We start from the raw sequence: 16,516 nt of genomic DNA on the forward strand, positions 1-16,516 counted from the left end.
TACCTCAGTGCTTCTTGACGATGGATTGATGCCCGGCCTTGATCTGCGCCACGGCCGGCGTCCACAGCACATCGGCGATCTCGCTGAAGTCGCGCCACTGTTTCTGCCAGCCGTCACCGCCGTTGTCGGAGGTGAACAGATGCCCGTACTTGGTGCCCGCCACGATCTGCCGGGGGTTGGCCGGGTTGAAGGCAATCGCCCACACGCAGGAATTGGGCTGCTGGGAAAGCGGCAGCACTTCCCAGCTGAGCGCCGCATCGCGGGACACCAGGATCTTGCTGGTGGTGCCCGGCGTGCCATCGGAAATGCTCAGGTACAGGTCGCTTTGCGAGCCCAACGGCGCGTTCATGGCGCGGATGTAATACAGGCCGAAGGCTTCGCGGCCGATGATGCCAGTCCAGGTCAGCCCTTCGTCCAGGCTGCGGTAGACCGCGTTGACGCAGACCACCACGATGACTTTCTGGCCATGGTTGGGCAGTACCAGGATGTTGTGCACGTCCGAGTTGAACTCCCACAACAGGCGGTCATCGACGCGGGTCCAGCTGTCGCCGCCGTCGCGGGAGTGGAACAACCCACCCTCTTCAAGGCCGAACCACAGCTGGTCGGGGTCGGTCGGGTCGTAGGCAAACGCCAGCAGGCGTGGGCGACTGACGCCGTCGCAAAACTCCGGAATTTCCACCGGTGCCCGATCCCAGCTCAGCCCACCGTCCAGGGTGCGCCACAACACAGCGCGGGAAGGTGCACCGGTGCCGACGAAAATCCGTTGTGCGTTCCGTGGGTCCACCGCGACTTTCCACACGGTCTGCCCGTTGAACGGCGAATCGACGCGCTGCCAATGGCCGCCGGTGTCACGGCTGACGCACAAGCCCACGTCGGTGCCGGCATAAATCACCTCGGGCGCGTCGGGGTGCAGGCTCAGTGAGCGAGTGATCGCATCGAATTCCAGGTCCTGCCCCAGGCCCAGGCGATGCCAGGTACGGCCATCGTCGGCACTGCGGATCACCGCTTGCCCGACGGTGGCCACCAAAAGGGTTCCGTTACTCATCACAGATGCTCCTCAGATATAGATACCACGGGTCAAACCGCCGTCGATGCCGATGGACTCGCCGGTCACCGCGCCGGCCTTGGGCGACGCCAGGAAACCAATCAGCCAGCCCATTTCAATCGGGGCGAGGGTGCGGCGAATCGGCGTCGCGTCGATGTAAGCCTGCTCGACCTGCTCCGCGGTCTTGCCTTGCTTGACTGCTTCGCGGTCATACAGCTCCTGGATATGCGGGGTATCCACAACGCCTGGGTGAATCAGGTTGACCGTGATGCCCGAGGGGCCAAGCTGGTCGGACAGAGTCTTGGTCATGTGGGCGATGGCCAGGTTGCGCATGCCCGACAGCACCTTGCTACTGCGTCCGGTGAGGCCACCGATGTTGATGATGCGACCGAAGCCGGCGGCCTTCATGTGCGGGGTCACGGCCTTGGCGCAACGGAAGTAGCCGATCACTTTGGTGTTGAGGTCCGACAGCAGCTCATCGTCACCGGCGTGTTCGATGTCATTGCGCACTACGCCAGACGGCGCAGCGGCACCGTTGACCAGGATGTCGATGCGGCCGAAGTGCTTGTAGGCGGCTTCGACCATTTCCGACACGGCGGACATCTCATTGGTGTCGCAGAACAGCGGCAGCACTTCGTTGCCGGTCTGGGCGCTGATCTCTTCGGCGGCCAGTTGCAGGAACGCCATGCGGCGCGCGCAGATCACCACCTTGCAGCCTTCTTCGGAGAGAAAACGTGCGACTTCCTTGCCGATGCCCATGCCGCCACCGGTAACGATGGCCACGCGGCCTTTCAATTCCAGATCCATAACAATTACCTCGTGTGATTATTCAGTTCAGGCCAGATCGACAAACACGCTTTTGGTCTCGGTGTAGGCATCGATCACGTTCTTACCCATTTCCCGGCCCCAGCCGGATTGCTTGTAGCCGCCGAATGGCGAGGCCGCATCGACCACGTTCCAGCAGTTGACCCACACCGAGCCCGCCTTGAGTTGCGCCGCCACGCGGTGTGCCGAGCGCAGGTCGCGGGTCCACAGGCCGGCCGCAAGGCCATAGGGCGAATCGTTGGCGCGCAGCACCAGGTCATCGATTTCGGTCCAGCTCATTACCGTCAGCACCGGGCCGAAGATTTCTTCGCGGGCGACGCAGGCCGCCTCGGCGCGATCCAGGAACACACTGGGCGCAATGAAGTGGCCACGCTCCAGGTGGGCCGGACGCCCGCCACCGCAGATCAGTTCGGCGCCCTCTTCCTGGCCGCGTTGCAGGTAGCCCTTGACCGTCGCCAGCTGGCGCCCGGAAACCAGCGGGCCCATGCTGCTGGCCGGGTCCAGGCCATTGCCGAGGACATGGGCGGCGGCGTGCCGTTCGAGTTCTTCGAGGACCTGGTCCAGCACGCTGGCGTGCACGTACAACCGCGAAGCGGCGGTGCACACCTGGCCCTGGTTGTAGAAAATGCCATCGGCGGCGCCTTTGGCGGCGCGCACGATATCGGCGTCGGGCAGGATGATGTTCGGCGACTTGCCGCCCAGTTCCAGCGAGACCTTTTTCATGTTGCGCGTGGCCGCTTGCGCGATCAGCCGGCCGACCTGGGTCGAGCCGGTAAAGGCGATCTTGTCCACATCGGGATGCTCCGCCAGCGGCGCACCGGTTTCGGCGCCAAGGCCGGTGACCAGGTTGACCACGCCGGCCGGGAACCCCGCCGCCTCGATCAACTGCACCAGGCGGATCGCAACCAGCGGCGTTTGTTCGGCAGGCTTGAGCACCGCGACGCAACCGGTGGCCAGCGCCGGGCCGAGCTTCCACACGCACATGTTCAGCGGGAAGTTCCACGGCACGATCAGCGCGCAGACCCCCACCGGTTCACGCAGGGTGTAGTTGAGCATCGGCGCGCCGCTGGCCGGTGAAACGGGCAAGGTGCTGCCTTCGATCTTGGTCGGCCAGCCGGCGAAGTAACGCAGGATGGTGGCGGCGCTGGCCGCTTCACCGCGCGCTGCAGCAATCGGCTTGCCGTTTTCCAGGGTGATCAGCTGCGCCAGTTCTTCGCGGTGCTGGTCCAACAGGTCCGCCAGGCGGAACAGCAGGAGGCCGCGCTGGGCCGGTGACTGCAACGACCAGGCGCCGTTGAACGCCGAACGCGCGGCGGCAACGGCGGCGTCCACGTCCCGTGCACCGCCCTGGGCCACTTCGGTCAGGGTGTCTTCGGTGGCCGGGTTTTCCACCGCAAAACGGCGGCCATCGGCAGCATCCTGCCAACTGCCACCGATAAACAGGCGCCCCGGCTGGGACAGAAAAGCCTGGACGGCGGGTAGTACTTCAAACAGCTTCATGGTCGACTCCTTCACAGCGCCATTTCGATCAGGCAAGGCCCGCCGTCGGCATTTGCATTGGCCAGCGCCCGTTGCAGTTCGGCATTGGTGTGCACCGTGCTGGCTGGCACGCCGTAGCCTTTGGCCAGGGCTTTCCAGTCAATGCGCGGGCTGTCGAGCACCGTCAGCTTCAGGGCTTCGGGTCCCAGTTCGGTCATGCCGAAACGACGCAACTCGTTCTGCAGAATCGCGTAGCGGTGGTTGGCGGCAATCAGGATCACCACTGGCAGTTGCTCGCGGGCAATGCTCCACAGGGTTTGAATGGTGTACTGGGCACTGCCGTCCGATTGCAGGCAGTACACGCGGTTGCCGCGCTCGGCCAGGGCGGCGCCGAAGCCCACCGGGATACCCTGGCCGATCGCGCCACCGGTGTTGGTCAGTACCCGGTGCCGAGCGGCGCGGGCCGAAGCGGTGAAGAACGGATAGCCGCAGGTGCCGCCTTCGACGGAGACAATGCTGTCGTCCGGCAGGGCGGCAGCCAGCAACTGGCCCACCGACTGTGGGGTCAGCTCGGCGTGACCGGGCGGCAGTTCGATGCCCTGGGGCGTCGGCACATAAGCGGGTGCATCCAGGGCGTCGGCCAATGCCGTCAGCGCGCCGGCCACATCGTCACCGACATCGGCCAACGCCAGCAGGCGCTCACGTTCGGCCAGGCGCGACGGGATGCCTTCGTAGCCGAAGTAGCTGATGGGCTCCGGCACGCCGGCGCACACCACCAGGTCGTATTGTTCGAGGATTTCAATCGCCACTTCCGGGAAGTACGGCAGGCGGTCCAGGTCCGGCAGGCCACCGCCACGGTAGCTCAGGCGTGGAAAGGTCTCGGCGAACAGACGCACGCCCGGCAGTTGCGCCAGGCGCCCCGCCGCTTCCAGGCCGGCAACCGACAAGCCTTCGTCGCCGACGATAAACACCAGGCGCAGGCCGTCACGCAGGGCCTTGGCCACGTTCTCGATGCGGTCGCCGGCAAAGCGCCGGACCGGCGGGCGGATCGGGGCGAATACACCGCTGTGGGTCACGGCATGGGCTTGCAGGTCCATGGGCAGGATCAAACTGGCGATCTGCCCCTTGGCCTGCCAGGCCGCGCGCATGGCTTCCTGCAGATCCTCGCCCACCCCCGACGCCGTGCGCGAGGTGCGCACCCAGCCGGAGACCGCGCCTGCCAGGGCCTGGATGTCACTGGCCAGCGGCGGGTCGTAGTTGACGTGCCAGGAGGCGTGATCGCCGATCACGTTGACGATGGGAGTGTTGGCGCGCCGTGCGTTGTGCAGGTTGGCGATGCCGTTGGCGAACCCGGGCCCCAGATGGGTCAGGGTCATGGCCGGTTTGCCGGCAATCCGGCCATAGCCGTCCGCCGCGCCGGTGCAGACCCCTTCAAACAACGACAACACCGGCTTGAGTGCAGGTGCGCTGGCCATCGCCGCCACCAATGGAATTTCGGTGGTTCCGGGATTGGCGAAGCAGTACTCGATACCGCTTGCCGCAGCCGCATTCACTATCAGTTGCGCACCATTCATTTTCAGCCCTCTTGCTTGAGCGTTTGCAGTGATGAGATTTATCACACACAAAAATTCAATCAACAAGCATTTTATTTTGATTTGTCTCATTTAGTGAGATTTATGTGATTTTTTTGCGACCTCAAAAGCACAAAAGATTGCGTTTTTCTTTCACTGCGGTAGTGTTGCGCCAGCGGAACGCAGCACGTGCCCCTCCCCTTTTTAGGAACGAAATGAGCAGCCTGAGCAAATTGCTGAGCGTCCTGGACCTGTTCGGCCCACAGACATTGAAGATCGACCCCGACACCATCGCCGAGCGCATGGGCCTGTCACGGGCCACCGTGTACCGCTACGTCAAGGACTTGTGCGATGCCGGCCTGCTGACCCGCGTGGATGCCGGCAGCTACGGCCTGGGCCCACGGGTGATCGAGCTGGACTGGAAGATGCGCCAGTACGACCCGATCCTGCTCGCCGGGCGCGAGCTGATGCACGAGTTGTCCGCGCAAACGGGCCTGGCGGTGTTTGCCAGCGTGTTTTATGACGGGCGCATCATCAACACCTACATCGCCGAGCCCACCGACACCTATCACTTTGCGTTCGGGCGTGGGCAACCGTTGCCGTTCTTTCGCGGCGCGCAGTCGAAGGTGTTGATCGCCTACCAGAAAGGCCGTCGCCTGCAACGCCTGTTCGACGAGCACCTGGCCAACGACCCCGCCAGCCCCTACGACTGGGCGGGGTTCAACAAGGCCGCGAAAAAGATCCGCAAGGACGGCTACTGCCTGACCCACGATGAGCTCAACCTGGGCCTGACCGGTATCGCCGCGCCCATCATCCAGACCGACCTGGACGAAGTGGTCGGCAGCCTGTCGGCCGTCGGCAGCACGCAAAGCTTCAAGCTGCTGCGCCAGGAAACCGTGATAGAGATGGTCATGGACACCACGCGACGGATCGCCGACAACATGCGCAACCCGCCTACCACCAGAACGGCATAGGTATCCCAACGCCGTACCCAGCCATGCTCAGAACGGCACGGCCACGGTCACCTGGCTGTACACATTGGTGCCATTGCCCCCCACCTGATTACCGCCCGTGGTCGCGTCCTTCTCGGGCTTGTACAGGCCAACCAGCGGGGTGACGATCAGGTGCGGGTTGACCGCCCATTCGGCATACAGGTCCAGTTCCCGGGCAGTGAGGTTGATTGCATCGCGCTTGCGCACGGTGTCGAAATCGAAGAACAGCGCGCCCAGGGTCAGGGTTTCCAGCGGGGTCGCCTTCAACCCGACATGCTGGACCCGTGTATTGCTGTTGAACGGCCCCGAGTAGTTGCTGGCGACTTCGCCTTGCAGCCAGGTGCCGTACCCCAGGCTCTGGCCGGTGAACAACGAGTCCCACTTCTGTGAGTAGCGCGCATAACGGTACGTGAGTTTGGGCGACCAGGCGCTATCGGCAAAAGTGTAGCCTGCCTCGCCGTACCAGGCGTTTTGCGGGCCGGCGTCCTTGTCCTGCCAGGCGTACTCGAATGCCAGGCTGACGTTCTTGACGCCCGCATCGCCCTCACCGCGCACGCTGTAGACATTCATGCCCTTGCGCTGGCGCTGGAAGTCACTGGCCCATTGATCGTTCACGTTGATGCCGTGGATCCAGGTCAGCCCGATCGTCCCCGGCTGGGCGGTGTAGTCCAGCGTACCGGCGGCCAGTTCGGTTTCGGCCTGGGCGCGGTTGTCGGACTTCAACCACAGCAGGCTGCCATGCAGGCCGTCCTGCCCACCCAGGCGCACATACGCGGTCTGGTCGAACGCATGCCGCGCCGCCAGGTAGAACGCCCCCCCGCGGTTCAGCTTGCCATCGGCGGGGCCCTTGCCCAGGTTCGGCCCGTCATCGTTGATCAGGAACCCACGACCCAGCTTGACCACCTGGCGCCCAGCGGAAATATCCACGCCGTTCTTGCCCAGCGCCGGGAATAGATCGTCGGACCGCCAGCCGAGGTACGCGTCTTCAATCTTGGTGGTGCGCTCGGTGCCCAGGGTGTTGCCTGCCGGGTCGCCATCGCCCCAGGTAGCGGAACTGAGCAGTGCAAAGGCACCGTACGCGGTGCCGTTGCCGGCGAGGGCCTGGTCGCCACTCAAGCCATACTTGATAAAACCCTCGCGCCAGGTAGAACCGCCGGGAGTGCCGTCGTAGTTCTTGCGGCTGTTGAATTGCCCGAACACCGCGGTCATGTCGGCGTTGAGGTGACGACTGTCATCGCTGTACAGCTCATAGGCATGCGCGGACGGGAAGGCGCAAAGCACCAGGGTGCACGCCAGCGCGGGGCCGATAAGTGGAGGGTGCATGGCTCAGGCTCCTTGTGCTGGCTTGCGAACAAACAGCAATTGCTGACCGGTGAACTCCAGCAGGCCTTCCAGGCCGAACTCGACGCCAAACCCGGACATCTTGCTGCCGCCAAACGGCGTGTTCGGCTGGATCTGCGCATGACAGTTGACCCACGCCACCCCACTCTCCAGGCGGCTGGCCAGGAGCTGGGCCTGTTCGACATCCGGCCCCCACACCGAGCCGCCCAGGCCCATGTCACCGGCATTGGCGCGCCGCAGCACGTCTTCCACGTCGCGGTAGGCGATCAGCGGCAGCACGGGGCCGAACTGCTCTTCGTCGACCAGGCGCTGACCGTCGGTGACGTCGGCCACCAGGGTGGGCGGGTAGAAAAAACCGGAGTGATCCAGGCGTGCGCCGCCGCACAGCACCCGCCCGCCGTTGGCCCGTGCGTCGTCGACCAGGGCTTCCACCAGCGCCAGCTGTTCCAGGTTCTGCACCGGACCGAAGGTGACCCCGGCCTCCAGGCCATCCCCCACCACCTGGCGCGCCGCGATCTGCGTCAGCGCCTCGGCGAAGGCCTGGTATTGCGACTCGTGGATATACAGGCGCTTGAGGGCGGCGCAGGTCTGCCCCATGTTGAGAAACGCCGCCTGGAAGATCGCCTCGGCCACCTCTTGCACCGGCGTGCCCGGCAGGATGATCGCCGCGTCGTTGCCGCCCAGCTCCAGGGTCAGGCGCTTGAGGTTACTGGCAGCGCCGCGCATCACGCTTTGCCCGGTGGCAGTGGAGCCGGTGAAGACAATCTTCTGGATGCCTGGATGCGCCGTGATCGCGCTGCCGAAGCCTTGCTCGCCCGTCACGCAATTGATCACGCCGTGGGGCACATGGCGGGCGATGATGTCGACCAGGCCCAGGGTGCTCAGCGGCGTCAGGCTCGACGGTTTGCTGATCACGCAATTACCGGCCCGCAATGCCGGCATGATGTGCCACACGGCGATCATGAACGGCCAGTTCCACGGCGTGATCGAGGCCACTATGCCCAAGGGTTTGCGGTGCAACTCGATGCGTTGGGTGGGGGTGTCTTCCACCAGCTCCACGGCAATGTCTTGCCCCGCCGCGTAGCGGGTCCAGGCGGCCGCGCCCATGACTTCGGAAAACGCCAGTTCCAGCGGTTTGCCTTGTTCCTGCACGATCAGCCGGGCCAGTGCATCGGCCTCCCGTTCGATATCCGCCGCAATCGCCAGCAGGCGTGCGCTGCGGTCGGCGTGGCTGCTGTGGCGCCAGCTTTTGAACGCCACCTGCGCGGCCTCCACCGCCTGGTCGAGTTGCCCCAAAGAACCTGCCGGGCAGTGGGCGAACACCGCCCCGGTGGCCGGGTTGACCACTTCGAACCGCCCCTGCTCACCGGCCACCAGGGCCCCGTTGATAAGCATCTTGTAGTTGTGCATTTGCAACCTTCCTTTCACACGCTGGCGGGCCTGGCCGAAGGACGGCAGGCCGGTTTTATCTGGATGATCGGGTGTGGCTCAGAGCTTGTGGCTGCCCAACGCGTGGAAGCGCTGCGGCGAGAGTTTGCGCAAGCGTGCGGCGAGGTAAACCCCGATGATCAGGGCCACGGGGATGATCGCGCACAGGCCATAGGACAGGAGCTTGCTGGCCCCGGTCAGCACGTCGAAGTGCACCACCGCCAGCACCAGCACCGACACCAGGGCCAGGCTGGAGAAAACGGGGAGGATACGCCCACGCCAGAGCCCGACGTTCAGTTCGGGATGACGCTGGAAGTACACGCACACCGCCACCGACGTCAGCGCCATCAGCAGGATGACGCACAGCGTCGCCAGGTTGGACAGCCAGGCGAACAGTTGCAGGATCGGATCGGCATCCATGGCGGCAAAAATCAGCACCACCACTGCTGCGATCAGGCTCTGCAAGGCCGAGCCCATGTGCGGGCTCTGGTGTACGCGATGGGTGGTGCCCAGCAGGCTGTGCAGCAACCCATCGCGGCCAATCGCATAGAAGTAACGCGCGGCGGCGTTGTGGAACGCCAGCAGTCCGGCATAGATACTCACCATGAACAGCACGCGGATGACCTGGGTCAGGTGCGGGCCGACAAAATGGTCGGACATGCCGTAGATAAAGGTCGTCGGATCCTGCAAGGACTGCAACAGCGGCACGATCTTGTCCGCGCCGACGCCCACCACCATCGACCATACCGACAACGCGTAGAACCCGCCGATCAGCAGCACCGAACAGTAGGTGGCAATCGGAATGGTGCGTTGCGGGTTCTTCGCCTCTTCGCCGTAGATGGTCGTGGCCTCGAAGCCGATGAACGCCGCGAAGCAGAACAGCAGGCCAATGGACGGCGTGCCGCTGAATACGTGATGGCTGCTGAACGACGCCAGGTTGACGCCACTGTCTCCGCCTGACCTGAGGATCGCGAAATCCAGGATCAGGATCGCCAGGTACTCGGCAATCACCACCACCGACAACACCCGCGCCGACAGGTCGATCTTGCGATAGCCCAATATCGCCACGCTGGCCATCGCCAGCAGCGAGTACGCCCACCACGGCAACTCCAGGCCGAACACACTGGCCATGGTGCCGCTGACCACCCCGCCGAACATGCCATACAAGCCGACCTGCAAGATGTTGTAGGCAAACATCGCCAGCACCCCCGCCGCCCCGCCGGCCAAGCCACCCAGGCCACGGGAGGTAAAGGCATAAAAGCCGCCTGCATTGGTCAGGTGCTTGGACATGGTGGTGTAACCCACCGAGAACGCCAGCAGCACCAGCAGGGCCAGGATCAGCAATGCCGGGGTACCGGCGCCGTTGCCGAGCATGATGCCAATCGGGAAGCCACCGGCGATCACGCTCAACGGGCTCGCCGCCGAAACCACAAAGAAAATGATGAAGCCCACGCCCAGGGCGCCACGCTTGAGCTCCGTGGAGGGGGTGACCGGGAGAGATACGCTCATGTTGTTGACCTTATTGTATGAGGCAGTCGCTGTTGGATCGGCGCAGTCAACCGCTCACCGTCACCGAGTCGCTTATCGTTGTTGTTGCACGCTGGAATCGATCCTATGCCTGCCAACGAACGTCGCGGTAGCCCAAATCGGTCACGCACGTCCTCACCTTGCGCAAGCAGCGAAGGTGCTCTCAGGTCGTTCAAAATCGGTGAAGGTTCAGCCGCGCGCAAAACCGCTGATGGCGGCGCGGGCCGTCTGGGACGGCAGCTCGGCGAACAGTTCCTGGTACTCCGCGGCAAAATGGCTCAGGTGGTAAAAACCCCACTGGGCAGCGGCATCGCCGATGGAGAGGTCGCAGGCACGGGTCGACATCAAGGCCCGGCGCACGCCGTTGAGCCGCACCGAGCGCAGGTAGTTCAGCGGCGTGGTCTCGGCCACCGCACGGAAGCTGTTCTGCACGGTGCGCCGACTCACCTGGAGCCGCTGGCACAACTCGATCACGCTGGGCACGTTGATCATTTCCGTGGTGGTCAGGCGGTGGCATTTCTCGACAATGAAACTGCGCGTAGAGCTGGGGCTGCGCTGCTGCTTGTCACAGGCCGGGTCGGTCATCAGTTGCAGCAGCTCACCGAGCATCGCCTGTTCCAGCACCATCTCTCGCTCCCGATCGCGCGTGCTGTCGAGGTCATCGTCGGCCAGGGCCTGGGAGAACAACGCGAGCAATCGGCGGCGAGCCTGGGCGAAACGCTGGGGCGACACCTTGATCACCGGCTGGCGCAGCAGCAGGTTGAGTTCCTTCGCCGACGCGGTCTGCTCCAGCGCCTGCTCGAACAGCTCACGCTCGAAGGTGATGGACAGCAGCTCCATGCCCATCGGCATGTGGAACATGAACTCCTCGCCACCGTGCAGGAAGAACAGGCTGCTGTCGTCCACGTCGCGCCCCTGCATGCGGATCGAACCGGGCACGTTGATCGGCACCGCGAAGCACATCTTGCCCCGAGGGGCCACGCCGTTCTGCACCACACGCTGGTTGATCTGTTCGAGGAACAAGTGGCAGCCGGCGGTCGTCAGCTGCATCAGTGTGCTTTCGGCGGAGCCGGCGGTCAGCTGGCTGTAGTCCTGGCTCCACTGCTGGACGGTGGCTGCATGCACATGGATATCGCGAAAATGGCTGATCGTCTGATTTTTCATGGAGTCGCAAGCCTCTGCCAGAAATTCTTGTTTTTTGATCGCCGCTGCGCTCGATAGTCGCACATAGCACACGTCCTGCAAATCGTTTATGGGACAGCCGGCGGGCTGGAGCAGGCACGTGTATAGGTGCCGATTCGGGATACCGGTCTGGAACGCGCACCGGAGATGATCGGCACACGTAAATCGACCTGTCAGAGAGACCGTCATGAGTGAAGCCACACTAGAATCCCTGCACTTCGCGGATGCCCCGCGCATCCTCTCCAGCGCCCTGCCCGGCCCCAAGGCCAGCGAAGCCCTGGCGTTGTCGGCGCGCACCGAGTCGATGGCCCGTGGCGGCGGGCGCATGCCGGTGGCCATGGACCGTGCGTTCGGCGCAACCTTCAAGGACCCGGACGGCAATACCTACATTGACCTGTCCGCCGGTGTCGGCGTCAGCAGCGTGGGCCGTTGCCACCCCAAAGTGGTGCAGGCCATCCGCGAACAGTCCGAAGTGCTGATGCATGCCCTGGAAATCAACAGCACCCGGCGCACCGAGCTGGCCGCCAAGATGTCCGAGATCGCGCCGGACGGCTTGCGTGGCGACTGCATCACCTTTTTCACCCAAAGCGGCAGCGATGCACTGGAAGCCGCGATCAAGTTCGCCAAGCGCATCACCGGGCGGCACCAGATCATTGCTTTCCACGGCGGCTACCACGGCGTGTGGAACGCGTCGGGCGCGCTGACCACCGGCACTGCCTACCGCAAAGGCTACGGCGCGCAGATGGGCGGTGTGATTCACGCGCCCTACCCGTATGCCTACCGCTTCCCGTTCGACACCACCCACAAGAGCGCCGAGCAGATCGCCGGCGACTACGTGGACTACCTGCTGAACACGCCCTACACCGCCGCCGATGATGTGGCCGCAGTGATCGTGGAACCGGTACAGGGCGAAGGCGGCTACGTGCCGCCTTCGCCGGAGTTCCTGCAACTGCTGCGCAAGGCCTGCGACCGCAGCGGCACCTTGCTGATCGTCGATGAAGTGCAATCCGGCGCCGGGCGCACCGGCAAGATGTGGGCGGTGGAACACTCGGGCGTGAAACCGGACATGCTCACCTTCGGCAAAGGCATCGGCAGCGATCTGCCGATGGCCGGCCTGATCATGCGCTCGGACCTGGCGGCAAAGATTCCCGATGGCTCGATGCCCAACACGTTCGCCGCCAACTCGCTGTCGGCGGCCGTGGCGCTGACCAACATCAGCATCCTGCAGGACCCGGAACTGGACCTGCTCAACCGTGCCCACGCGCTGGGCCTGGAAGCCCAGGCCTATATTCGCGGCTTCAACAACCCACTGGTCGGCGAAGTGCGCGGGCGCGGCCTGATGATCGGTATCGAATTGGTCGAAGACCCAGTCACCAAGGCGCCCCTGGCGGGTGAAAAGATCGGCCAGCTCATGGGCTACCTGCTCAACCACGGCGTGCTGATGATTCCCTGCGGTCGCTACAGCAACGTGATGCGCGTGATGCCGTCGCTGACCATCTCCCGTTCGCTGTTCTTCAAGGCACTGGACATCTTCGGCGACGCCCTGGCCGCCCTCAAGGCATGACTCATGGAGCGCAACATGACTGAACACTTGAATCACTTCATCGCCGGCGCGTCGCTTGAAGCCTCCGATGGACGCCGCATCGACCTTATCGATCCGGTTACGGAACAGGTCTACGCCCGTTCGGCACGCGGCACGGCCGACGACGTCAACCGCGCCGTGGGTGCTGCGCTCGAGCAACTCGAACGGGGCGCCTGGAGCCAACTCGACGGCGCCCAGCGTGGCCGGCTGCTGTCGAAACTGGCGGATCTGGTAGAGCGCGACAGCGAACGGCTCGCCGACCTGGACGCCAACGCCATCGGCCGCTCCCCCATCGAGCCGCGCCGCATGGACCTGCCCAATGCGATCGCCCACCTGCGCGCCGCTGCCGGCTGGGCCAACCAGCTCGAAGGACGCACCATCCCCACCGGCGGCTACTTCGGCACCCGCACCCTCTCGTACACCGTACGCGAGCCGGTGGGGGTGGTCGGCGCTATCGTGCCGTGGAACTCGCCATTGATGATCACGGTCTGGAAGCTCGCCGCGTTGCTGGCGGCAGGCTGCACCGTGGTGGTCAAGCCATCGGAAGAGACCCCGCAGTCGGCCCTGCACCTGGCGGCGCTGGCGCAGGAAGCGGGTTTCCCGGACGGTGTGATCAACGTGGTCACAGGCTACGGCGCCGAAGTGGGCCGCGCCCTGTGCGAACACCCACACGTCGCCAAGATCAGCTTCACCGGCAGCCCCGAGGCCGGCCGCGAGATCCAGCGCACTGCCGGCGTGCTGTTCAAGCGCGTGGCCCTGGAACTGGGCGGCAAGAGCCCGCAGATTGTCTTCGACGACGCCTCCTTCGATGACGCCTTGCGCGGTTGTGCCCTTGGCCTGTTCGCCAACCAGGGCCAGGTGTGTGCGGCCGGTTCGCGCATCCTCGTCCAGCGCAGCCTCGCCGAGCGCTTCGGCGCGGCGCTGGCCGAAGCGGCCCAGGCGGTCAACGTGGGCGACCCGCGCCAGCCCGGCGTACAGATGGGGCCGGTGGCCAAGAAAGCGCAGTTCGATCGCGTCAACCGCTACATCCAGCTGGGCATCGACCAGGGTGCTACGCTGCTGGCCGGCGGCGTGTCCACCCCTGCACGCGGCTGGTTCGTGCGCCCGACGATCTTCGCCAACGCCCGCAACGACATGGCGATTGCCCAGGACGAGATCTTCGGCCCGGTGGGCACGCTGATCCCCTTCGACACGGAAGACGAGGCCATCGCGCTGGCCAACGACTCCACCTATGGCCTCGCCGCCACGGTGTGGACCACCGACCTGGTGCGTGCGCACCGTGTCGCCGCAGCGGTGAAAGCCGGCGCGGTGGGCATCAACTGCTGGAGCCCGCTGGACGCCAACCTGCCCTGGGGCGGCGTCAAGACCAGCGGGATCGGACGTGAAGGCGGCTTCAGTGGCGCGCTGGCCTACACCGAAGAGAAGGTGATCACCGTACTGATGCCCGGCTGAGCCAGCGCACTGAGCGAGCCACCCTCGATATCGCCAGGGTGGCTCACTCAAAGGTGCATTTTTGATGATCGTTGGAGAGACCGCGATGAACCCAGAAAACCCAACCATAATCGATCGTTATCCAACATCCCTGCGCCTGCTGCACTGGGTGCGCGCTGTGCTCGTCGTCGGCCTGCTGTGGGCCGGCTGGCACATGACCGGTATGAATGATGAAGTGGCGAGCAAATTCGAGCTCTATTACCCCTGGCACAAATCCTTTGGGGTGCTGGCGTTCCTGCTGGTGTTGACCCAGATCGCCGTGCGCTTGCGCACTCCGAATATTCCGCAACCGCTGCAAACCCTGGAACGCTACGAACAGGTGTTATCCCGGCTGACCCAACGTGCGATGTATGCGCTGCTGGTGATCGTGCCGCTGATGGGCTACTCCATGTCGAGCACCTTCACCATGAGCGACGGTGTGTTCTTTTTCGGGGTCAACCTGCCCGAGTTGTTGCCGAAGAATGACGACTGGTTCGTGGTGTTCCAATGGCTGCACAAAACACTCGCCTATACCCTGCTGGTGCTGATCGTGTTGCACATCGCAGGGGCGCTCAAGCACCGCTTCTACGACAAAGACCCGCGCAACGACGTGCTGCGCCGCATGCTCTGAAACAACCAGGCGTCGGCGCCAGGCGCCGACGCCCTTCCCTTCTAGAACGTCACCCAGACAATGAACTGCATGTAGGTGTTGGTCGACGCACTGCCACTTTGCAGACCGCCATTGCCCAACCACTTCTCGGGTTTGTAGAAGCCGATCAGCGGTGACAGCGTGATGTTATCCGTCACCATCCAGTCCAGGAACAGGTCGACCTCGCGGGCGCTGAAATCCTGGTCCTGCTTGCGGGAAAGCTGGTGGTAATCGAAGGCCATCGCATTGAGGGTCAATTTATCGGTGGGCCGGACGGAGAGCAGCACATCGTTGATCCGCATGTTCGAGGTCACGGAACCGGCGTAATTCGTCGCTATCTCACCTTGGTAGCGTTTGCGGTAGCCACCCTGGAACAGGAAATCCCAGCCTTCGGAATAACGCGAATAGCGATAACTCACGGTCGGCTGCCATTTGACGTCGGCGAAGGTATAGCCCGCGTCGAAGAACATCGCCCGCTGCGAGCCGGAACGTTTTTCCTGGCGCGCCACTTCGAAGGCGAAGTCGGCATTCTCGATCCCGGCATTACCCTGCCCGCGCAGGCTGTAGATGTTCATGCCCTTGCGCTCGAGCCGATCACCGAAGGCGTAGCGCTCCTCCACATCCAGGCCGCGAACGTAGGTAGAGCCGATGGAGCCGAGGGGTGTGGTGTAGTCAACCGTGGCGGCCGCCACTTCGGTCTTGGACTGTCCGGGGTTATCCGATTTCAGCCAGATCAGGCTGCCGTGAAGGCCATCCTTGCCACCCAACTTGAGCACCGCCGTGTTGCCGAACGCCAGGCGCTGGCCCAGGTAGAACGCGCCGCCACGGTTGAAGCGCCCGTCACGCACCCCCTCGATGGGACTGAAGGCATTGCCGGGGTTGAAGCCATCGTCGGTGATCAGGAAACCGTCCACCGTCACCAGCTGGCGGCCGAAGGAAAAGTCGACGCCGTCCTGGCCCAGGGCGGGCACCAGGTCACCTGAGCGCCAGCCCAGGAAGGCATCTTCCACCGCGGTGCGGCGCTCGTTGCCGGCAGTGATCGCACCGGTGTCGCCATCGCCCCAGGTGCCGGAGCTGAGCAGGCTGAACCCGCCGTAGACCGACCCGGCGATGAGCTTGTCCGTCGAGCCGTTGAGGCCATATTTGGCATAGCCTTCCTGCCAACGCATGCTGCCGGGCGCCTTCTGCGGGTCGCCGAGGTAGTTGCGGGTGCTGCCGAACCAGCCAAAGCCGGCGCCCAGTTCCGCGTTCAACAGCGTGCCGCCGTCGTCTTCGTTATAGAGCGTGTAGGCGTGGGCCTGCGGCTCGAAGGCACAGAGTGCAACCAGCGAAAGCAGGGGGGCATAGGGGGGTGTGCGCATGACGTCTCTCCTGTTTTTATATTTATGAGGCGAGACACGAGTGTTCCGATTGCGGCGTGCAGGC

Annotated in this window: 13 protein-coding genes; 4 read left to right on the forward strand and 9 right to left on the reverse strand. The window is 64.1% G+C overall.

All coding sequences use genetic code 11. The annotated features are described in order from the left end of the window. Window positions 1–4 precede the first annotated feature (4 nt). The 4 genes from BM110_RS15535 to BM110_RS15550 are packed head-to-tail and all read right to left on the reverse strand — an operon-like array spanning window position 5 to window position 4,923. On the reverse strand, window positions 5–1,045 hold the full coding sequence (locus BM110_RS15535) for a beta propeller repeat protein (RefSeq protein ID WP_071491532.1): 1,041 nt from the start codon (window positions 1,043–1,045) through the stop codon (window positions 5–7). A 12-nt stretch (window positions 1,046–1,057) separates the two neighbouring features. Next, on the reverse strand, window positions 1,058–1,852 hold the full coding sequence (locus tag BM110_RS15540) for an SDR family NAD(P)-dependent oxidoreductase (RefSeq protein ID WP_071491533.1): 795 nt from the start codon (window positions 1,850–1,852) through the stop codon (window positions 1,058–1,060). 27 nt (window positions 1,853–1,879) lie between these two features. After that, the gene (locus BM110_RS15545; protein WP_092246166.1) at window positions 1,880–3,370 is read right to left on the reverse strand and encodes an aldehyde dehydrogenase family protein; all 1,491 of its coding nucleotides are present in this window, start codon (window positions 3,368–3,370) and stop codon (window positions 1,880–1,882) included. 11 nt (window positions 3,371–3,381) lie between these two features. Continuing rightward, window positions 3,382–4,923, reverse strand: a complete 1,542-nt coding sequence (locus BM110_RS15550) for an acetolactate synthase large subunit (protein ID WP_092246169.1) — start codon at window positions 4,921–4,923, stop codon at window positions 3,382–3,384. Window positions 4,924–5,135: 212 nt separating this feature from the next. On the opposite strand from BM110_RS15550, the gene BM110_RS15555 reads away from it, so the two are divergent. Continuing rightward, window positions 5,136–5,894 carry an IclR family transcriptional regulator gene (locus tag BM110_RS15555; protein ID WP_071491536.1) on the forward strand — a complete coding sequence of 253 codons (759 nt, stop codon included), beginning with the start codon at window positions 5,136–5,138 and terminating at the stop codon, window positions 5,892–5,894. 27 nt (window positions 5,895–5,921) lie between these two features. On the opposite strand, the gene BM110_RS15560 is transcribed toward BM110_RS15555, so the two are convergent. The 4 genes from BM110_RS15560 to BM110_RS15575 form a co-directional block, all read right to left on the reverse strand. Continuing rightward, window positions 5,922–7,235 carry an alginate export family protein gene (locus tag BM110_RS15560; protein ID WP_170856090.1) on the reverse strand — a complete coding sequence of 438 codons (1,314 nt, stop codon included), beginning with the start codon at window positions 7,233–7,235 and terminating at the stop codon, window positions 5,922–5,924. A gap of 3 nt (window positions 7,236–7,238) precedes the next feature. Further along, the gene (locus tag BM110_RS15565) at window positions 7,239–8,663 is read right to left on the reverse strand and encodes an aldehyde dehydrogenase family protein (RefSeq protein ID WP_093513770.1); all 1,425 of its coding nucleotides are present in this window, start codon (window positions 8,661–8,663) and stop codon (window positions 7,239–7,241) included. A gap of 78 nt (window positions 8,664–8,741) precedes the next feature. Next, window positions 8,742–10,190 (reverse strand): APC family permease, encoded by a 1,449-nt coding sequence (locus tag BM110_RS15570; protein ID WP_093513771.1) that lies wholly within the window; start codon window positions 10,188–10,190, stop codon window positions 8,742–8,744. A gap of 207 nt (window positions 10,191–10,397) precedes the next feature. Then, complete coding sequence (locus BM110_RS15575) at window positions 10,398–11,372, reverse strand: helix-turn-helix domain-containing protein (protein WP_071489614.1); 975 nt, start codon at window positions 11,370–11,372, stop codon at window positions 10,398–10,400. 205 nt (window positions 11,373–11,577) lie between these two features. Here BM110_RS15575 and BM110_RS15580 point away from each other — a divergent pair, with 205 nt between their 5' ends. From BM110_RS15580 to BM110_RS15590, 3 genes are all read left to right on the forward strand, one after another. Beyond that, a complete protein-coding gene (locus BM110_RS15580) occupies window positions 11,578–12,954 on the forward strand; it encodes an aspartate aminotransferase family protein (RefSeq protein WP_092249834.1) in 1,377 nt (458 codons plus the stop codon). Between the two features lie 15 nt (window positions 12,955–12,969). Further along, window positions 12,970–14,424 carry an aldehyde dehydrogenase family protein gene (locus BM110_RS15585; protein ID WP_092249855.1) on the forward strand — a complete coding sequence of 485 codons (1,455 nt, stop codon included), beginning with the start codon at window positions 12,970–12,972 and terminating at the stop codon, window positions 14,422–14,424. An 85-nt stretch (window positions 14,425–14,509) separates the two neighbouring features. After that, window positions 14,510–15,073, forward strand: a complete 564-nt coding sequence (locus tag BM110_RS15590; protein ID WP_092249831.1) for a cytochrome b — start codon at window positions 14,510–14,512, stop codon at window positions 15,071–15,073. A gap of 41 nt (window positions 15,074–15,114) precedes the next feature. Here BM110_RS15590 and BM110_RS15595 read toward each other — a convergent pair whose 3' ends face one another. Next, entirely contained in the window at window positions 15,115–16,452 is a 1,338-nt protein-coding gene (locus tag BM110_RS15595; protein ID WP_093513772.1) for an alginate export family protein, read from the reverse strand. Window positions 16,453–16,516 lie beyond the last annotated feature (64 nt).

Source organism: Pseudomonas sp. NFPP28 (assembly GCF_900115535.1).
Lineage (GTDB): Bacteria > Pseudomonadota > Gammaproteobacteria > Pseudomonadales > Pseudomonadaceae > Aquipseudomonas > Aquipseudomonas extremorientalis.